We start from the raw sequence: 6,760 nt of genomic DNA on the forward strand, positions 1-6,760 counted from the left end.
TCGATTTAAAGACGCTTACAATGCTACCACGGAATCCGGCAAGGTGAGATGATAAAGATTCCCAGTTCGATATTTGCTGCCATATCCATCAACATCAAAATGAGGCGTGGATTTTAAAAAGCCTTTTTTTTGTGCAAGAGAGCTCAGCCAACGGATATACCCAGGGCTGTACCCCGTATCTTCTGCCAATTCCCGTACAGAGATAACAACCCCATCACTTAAGACGCGCGTGTTGAGCACAATAGCAATCAGTAGTTTTTTTTGCGCTTTTGAAAGGTCGTCTACACGAGCAACCGCACGGATGAGCAATTGGTGACTTGGCATTAGGCCAGAGATTGAGAAGGGTGATTTCATAATCATTATTTCTTCGTCCGTGTAATGTGTGGCGCAAATTCAGCACGCTCTAGGGCGTGTTCAATCTCAAGAGGTAAAACACCCAGTCGATTAATGACTTTTTGTGTATGACCTTGCTTGTCCGAGTATTGTTGACGGGTAATGCCCGACACATGAGTTCGATGAGTATGAAAAACATGAATGCACTCATGGAACGCTTTGACGATTTGACTCTTAATCTGCTCAAATTCAGTTCGACTGATGTCAGCCATATTTAAGTCACCAATGGCAAAAAGCAGCGCTCGGTCGGCCTTTTGAAAGCTATTCAACATCAACCAAGCCATGCGTGGTGTCTCTTTTTCTGGCAAGTGGATGAGTGGCTCAACGTCCAACCACTGCGCCACCTCTTGAAGCGATTTCTCTGGATGAACACGTTTCATCACGGTTAAGGTCACCTCATTCAGGGAAAAAATGGCGCGTTCGATGTTCAACATCGCCCAATCAGCGTAGGGGTCGTCTTTTTTCACCGCCCGCTCTAAATGAATCAAACGGGTAACGACGAATTTAATGTGACTGCGCTTATGGGGCGGGGTCACATCCCACAAGCGCTTAAAAGTATGAGTAAATAGAGTAATGTGCTTCATGCTAGGGCTTTCCAACGTTCCACTTCATGCCAAATCGCACGAATAGACAAATTTGAAGAGAGGGCAATCGTGTAGATATCATGCTTGGTTAGGCTGTCTACTTTCGGCTCTATGCAAAAAGAGCCGTTTCGCTTTTGCTCTCCGCCGTAACGGATTAGCAACTCAAAAACAGCCTCTTCCTTGCTGAGTGGAACAATCCGCTGACCGAACCCTTCTTTAATCGGTAGTTTTTTGGTCCACTGAGTGTATTGTGCTCTCGATACACCAAAGAAATGATTCATGAACCCACGACACGCATTCAATGAGAGGTAATCCATGGCTTCGCTTGGAATACCATAACCCAAACAGCGCTCAACAATCGGCAGCACTAATTCTTGCACACCACTCTCCCTTGCTAGGGCTTGCATCTCTATCGGTGACATCGCAATGAGCGATTTCAGTTTTTTCGGGGGAATGCCGTAATCGGCAATCAAAAGCTGTCGGGTGCCTGGTGACATCGACATATCTGCAATCTTCAAAAGCAAAGTGCGAGTGATTTCCTCATTCACTTCGGTTTTCTGAACCATTAACTTACTCATCATTCCACTCCAACATCGGATTGCTAGAGAGCTTGGCTCTTAATTTGTCAGAAAGAGGCAGTAGCATCATATTCATTGGCTTTGATGCACCTTTCGCTATGATTTGATGCAGAGTGATCCCCGATGATGAGCTCACCACAGCTACGCTATTTAAAGCCGCTTGAATCGCTGGAAAATCACTGTCTGCCGTGTTGATGCAACGGGTTTGGATGAACGCTTTGAACGCGTTAGGAGAAGAGAGTGCCAAATAATCGCCAATGCGATGAAACAATGCCCCCTCTTGATTGGCCTTATGTTTCCCAGTGACAATGGCACATTCAACCCAATCCACAAAGGCAGTGGTAAGGTCACCTTGAGACATCTCGCTCAATATCAGATTTTGGCTGAGCGGTGAGTCCTGCGCGGCGGGCTGGTTAGCATCAACAATCGTCTCGTCGCTTTTTTCTTCTGGCTCAGACGCAGTGATATTGGAGGCCATCCCCATAGCGGCAAGCAGAAGGTCTTCATTTAAGCCACTTTCGTTTACGGGCTCTGAGACTTGTTCTTTGGGTGGCGATGTGTCCGTTGATTCATCTTCCTGATACAAAGGCTCGACTGGCTTATCATTAGGTTCGCCAGCAAGCTGTGTCACACTGCCATTTAGAGAGTGCAGGTTGTCAGCATCAGGAAGTAGGGTTTTCCAATTAACACGAATGCAGGTGAAAGCCTGTCGCCAGTCGCTGTCCGATAGGTAAACTTCTACTCGCATGACAGCCTGACCGTTCTCACCACTTTCAATCAAAGCATAATGCAGCAATTCATTAAAAAGTTGAGCGTCATCACTCGGAACGTGCGTTAAACCACGCTCCGCCAATTCTCCACGGAGCAAATCAGCAATAGGCTGACACGCAAGGTATACCATGTCGCCATCAATGAACCCCTCCCCATCTTTATGGTTCATAGGGATTTTTCCAGAGCCGAGTAAGTGCTTGAGCGTAAGGCGAAGCTGAGAGCCCAAAGAGGCGGATGGTTGCTTGGCATTTTCGGCGGCAATGGAAATCGCTTCACCTTCCGCGCCGAGGTCTTGAGCGACGCTCGCAGCGTCCGCTTGCTGCACAATCTCAGCGAGTACGTTGTCCTCTCGTGGTTGACCAGTCAGAAAGTCACTTAATGCGTTCCAAAGCTGGCGGTCGTGCGTCAGTGCGCGCATTGGGTTCTGAGACAACACGCGAGACAGTAAGCTGTGCGCGAGCGTTTTGTGGGATTCGTAATGACGTTCTTTTAAGTATCGGAAGCGATATGGCTGCGTGATAGGCGTTGTGTAATCCCATTTTTGATGCTCATTGCCATCAAGAAGTTGAATTTCAAAGTCAAACACCTTGCCCACATCATGCAAAAGTGCAGCAACGAACACACCATAGACCCATACAATTTCTCGGAAAGTGCGGTCTTCTGGTGCACAAAGTGGAGGGAGGGCGTAGTTACGTCGAATGCGCAGTGCATAGATAGCGACATCAAGACTGTGTAGAAGCAAGCCGCACTGGTAAGCGTGATGGTGATTTTCTGATGCTGGCAGCTCTTGAGTGTATTGAGATAATGCGACAATCGTATCGACAACAAACTCATCCCATAACTCATACGGCAAGCCAATACCAGAGCGCTTAAGTGTCGTGAGACGGTGTGCAATAGGCTCATCTGACAACAACTCGTCTCGCACCAGAGGCGCCACAAAACCAACAGGTAATTCTGCTTTTTTAGGTGCACATTCTGGTTCAACGCCATTAAACCAACCCCAAACCTGGTCAATCCAACTACCCAATACCATTCCCTCCAAATAAGACTGTATAAATAAACAAGCTGAGTATTTATACAGTATCAATCATAATCTAAACGCAGTGCACTGTGCAACAGATGAATAAGTTGCATAAAAAACACCACACCAAACACACAGAAATAAGACCAATAGGCGAGCTGAACGACAGGTGCGCGCTAGCATCCTAAGAGATAGGTGTATTTCTATGTGAACTTAATCACAAAACATGAAATTAACTTTTAGATCGACAGCAGCAGAAAGAGCATTTTTCACAAGACGTGAAAAGCCCTCGATAGGCATAGCCTCGATTATGGGATTGAAAAGAGAGCGATAGGCGACTTAAGACGCACTATCTCATCAGGTTCCCTGATGCTCTGAGGTATTCGCTTATTGAGTAGCTGCACTTATCGGTAATACTTTGATAGATAAGTACAATTTGATATCCCTTCAATCTGAAAACTCAGACCGCGACACGCTTCCTAGGGGCATTTAAGGCTTATTGAGGCCGTGTGCTTGACCAGTAAATGGACCAAGACAGTGTAAGTGCCCTTGGATTTTGGTGCAAGGGGTTAGTGTGGTGAGTTTTTAAAGAGCTTAAAATTAATGAAACTAAAGTTCACATTGAAAACTATTTTCACACTAATATTTAAATGTTGTCAACGCTAAAATCAGGGTTTATAGATTTAAGTCAAATAACTATGTACTTTAAAAATTCACTTCATGAGCAACTTACCTTTGCAATTAGAAACTCCAATTACACGCATAGCGAAATTGCTAACAAAGTTGGGGTTAGTCGAACCAGTGTTAATAAATGGTTAAAATATGGTGGAATTTCGGGGTGGCACTTAATTAAGGTATGTGAGGTTCTTGAGTTAGATCCTCGTATATTTTTATCTAAAGAAGTATCTAGTGTAATACCCAGTAGCCTTCAGAGTAAGACTATATGTAGCATTCAATCATTACCAAAAGAAAAATATTACAAGCTAGAAGAGGTAATTCGAATTCTTGGAGAAGATTAATTAGGTGAGCCAAAGTAGGAATCTGTACTTGATAGTTAACTCTGATTTGAACTATAATCTTCGTAAAGACTGAGGCAGCATTGCATAGAGCAATGCTTGCATAATTAACTTTATGCACTGTTATTTCAGTTTGAGTATGTTAGGGGTGATTCCTTAATTGTAACAATACTTCGTATAAACCCCAAGCTCCCTAGTAGGCTTGGGGTTTTTTCGTATTAAAAGAAAAATGTTGATTTTTTAGAAGAACATCGTTTATTCTTTTATCACTGTTTGGACTTATCACCCAAACACTCAAATACTAGGAATCAATTATGAACAACACTATCTCTCACTGGCTCAGTCCAGCGCTCAAAAAAAGAACACCATCACCAACTGACACAAGAAAGCCTCAGCTTTCATCTTTGTTATTTGCGCTGATAGGTGGTTCTTATGACAACATCTAACCAAACACTCACTCTTCTTGAACACCACAATCAACTGACCGATGCTATCGCTCGTGATGAAAGCATTTCTGCGGATATCAAATCCTTGTTGGTTTGTATCTCAACGTTCTTTAATACTCAAAAACAATGCGCATTCCCAAGCCGAAAACAAATCGCTGCGAGAATGGGGTGCAGTGTTAACTACGTTACAGAGCTGATAGCCAAAGCCAAAAAGACCGGTCGAATTAAAGTTACCGCTCAGTTCATTAAAACTGAGATTGACTCCGCACCAAGACAAATCGCCAACAAGTACGAATTTGCTCTTGAGATGTTCGGGTTATACTACAAAAAAGCCAAAACGCTTTTTAATCGACATCTCAGAAAGAAAAACAAGAAAAAAGAAGCCACTCAACAAGCATCAGCCGCTAGAGTTGATTATGTTAATCAACAATTAGGCGAAGCCTCAGTGTCAGAGCAACCTGATATCGACACTTACGAGTGGGAAGAATACGAACCTCCAAAATAATCCCTCAAATTCTTAGAATGCCGTTAGCTCGGTAGGCTTTTTTACATCTCAAGAAAATCAAATGTGACACCCATCACAAATCAACTTCGTTCAAAAACACCTAACCCATCAAAACCCCCATCAAATACGCCCAATTCCCCCTAAAAAGCCATAATAGGCCTCCCCCCTAAAGAAATTCGTGTAGGCAATCCTAAAGGTAGAGCTTTAGGTCTTCCCAAAGATATTCAGGTAACCAAAACAAAAGAATTAAATAACATTAGAATAAATAAACATTAGAGTGATTCATTCCTGATTTGTGTGTGGGTAACTTTCGTGAGGCACGAGCGAATAGTTATCCATCGCCCAAATCCGACAAGCGAAGCGCGTCAGTCTCATCCCCCATGGCTAACTTGATCGATCCCCTTTTATACGCTTAAATCTGATTTTCAGTGACCGTGCCAAGGTTCAGGTTAGGGCGATATTCCGCTTGCTCACCCTCCGACTGGCTACGCCAGCTACGGGATTGCGCCGAGCGGTTTCCCTAAAAAACACCATGATTTATCTTTTCCTTTGATGAATAGATAACAAATACAAAAAAGCGCCCACTTGGGGCGCTGTATAGTTTGATTCTCCTTAATTAAAGATGCTTACTAAGTAGCCGTTTGGTTCAGCAATGATTTGGCTAATGCCACTTCCGTGCTGTCTCCGTCGCTGTTCAGTACGTCCAATCCATTCTCAGGCATATCACCCGAAGTGGATTGAGTCACCGCTATCTTCTTTGCCATGAGCTCTAAACAAGCCATTTGTGCCGTGTTCTGATAGCCTAAGAAAGTCACATCCACCGCTTCGGTCTGACCAATTCGCCAGCTTCGTCTCGCGGCCTGCATTAAGGTGTAAACGTTATAGCCCGATTGCATGAACACAATGGACGGAAACTCCAGTAAATCGAGTCCTGTTTTCACAAGTTCGGGATTGGTGATGATGACATCGACCCCACGGTCTACTTGCTCCAGTATCCAATCTTCTCGGTCTTCCGTTTTAACGCTCGCCCTTAACACTGAACACTTGATACCTGATGCGCCTAATAGAGATTTTAACCGTGAGGCCGTGTCTCGCTTGCCCGTATACGTGGTATACACTAGCGTTCGACGCCCATTTCGCGTGTTCTCTTTCACCTTAGCTATCAGAGCTTCTTCCTTTGGCATCGGTGTCAAATCATCAAACAACGCGGGTATATAGGCTAACACTTCTCTTGTTCTTGGGTGGCTTACCACCTCTTCACGAAAGGCGCACTCTGGCCAAGCAAGCAACGCATTCATGACCACCCCCATCAAGGTATGGTCACCTCCTCGCAGGGCTTGCCTGAGCTGCTTCATCAAGTCTTGCTCCATGGCTGAATAGTACGCTTCCATGTCCGGTGTTAAGTCAATCTCCTCGAAATACTCTTGAAGGTAAGGAATTTCAATA

At 44.4% G+C, this 6,760-nt stretch carries 6 protein-coding genes; 1 reads left to right on the plus strand and 5 read right to left on the minus strand.

Features of this window, described 5'->3' with window-relative positions:
- Positions 1–15 precede the first annotated feature (15 nt).
- Genes AB4484_RS19840 through mobH form a run of 4 tightly spaced genes read right to left on the minus strand, consistent with a single transcriptional unit; the run spans position 16 to position 3,353 of the window.
- Entirely contained in the window at positions 16–360 is a 345-nt protein-coding gene (locus AB4484_RS19840) for a hypothetical protein (RefSeq protein WP_372079968.1), read from the minus strand.
- On the minus strand, positions 360–977 hold the full coding sequence (locus tag AB4484_RS19845) for an AcaB family transcriptional regulator (RefSeq protein ID WP_372079970.1): 618 nt from the start codon (positions 975–977) through the stop codon (positions 360–362). The genes AB4484_RS19840 and AB4484_RS19845 overlap by 1 nt, the downstream gene beginning before the upstream one ends.
- On the minus strand, positions 974–1,558 hold the full coding sequence (locus AB4484_RS19850; protein ID WP_372079972.1) for a hypothetical protein: 585 nt from the start codon (positions 1,556–1,558) through the stop codon (positions 974–976). Before AB4484_RS19850 ends, AB4484_RS19845 begins: the two co-directional genes overlap by 4 nt.
- Positions 1,548–3,353: a MobH family relaxase gene (gene mobH / locus AB4484_RS19855; protein ID WP_372079973.1), complete on the minus strand. Its 1,806-nt coding sequence runs from the start codon at positions 3,351–3,353 to the stop codon at positions 1,548–1,550. The genes AB4484_RS19850 and mobH overlap by 11 nt, the downstream gene beginning before the upstream one ends.
- Before the next feature lie 1,442 nt (positions 3,354–4,795).
- Here mobH and AB4484_RS19860 point away from each other — a divergent pair.
- Positions 4,796–5,314, plus strand: a complete 519-nt coding sequence (locus AB4484_RS19860; protein WP_372079975.1) for a hypothetical protein — start codon at positions 4,796–4,798, stop codon at positions 5,312–5,314.
- 629 nt (positions 5,315–5,943) lie between these two features.
- Here AB4484_RS19860 and AB4484_RS19865 read toward each other — a convergent pair.
- A partial coding sequence (locus AB4484_RS19865) for a helicase-related protein (RefSeq protein ID WP_372079977.1) occupies positions 5,944–6,760 on the minus strand: 817 nt, incomplete at its 5' end.

Origin of the sequence: Vibrio sp. 10N.261.46.A3, from assembly GCF_041472995.1 — a bacterium.
In the GTDB taxonomy this organism is placed as follows: Bacteria; Pseudomonadota; Gammaproteobacteria; order Enterobacterales; family Vibrionaceae; genus Vibrio; species Vibrio coralliirubri.

Excerpts from the sequence above, each read along its gene's own strand:
- AB4484_RS19840 (WP_372079968.1), bottom strand. The coding sequence starts at position 360 with ATGATTATGAAATCACCCTTCTCAATCTCTGGCCTAATGCCAAGTCAC.
- AB4484_RS19845 (WP_372079970.1), bottom strand. The coding sequence starts at position 977 with ATGAAGCACATTACTCTATTTACTCATACTTTTAAGCGCTTGTGGGAT.
- AB4484_RS19850 (WP_372079972.1), bottom strand. The coding sequence starts at position 1,558 with ATGATGAGTAAGTTAATGGTTCAGAAAACCGAAGTGAATGAGGAAATC.
- AB4484_RS19860 (WP_372079975.1), top strand. The coding sequence starts at position 4,796 with ATGACAACATCTAACCAAACACTCACTCTTCTTGAACACCACAATCAA.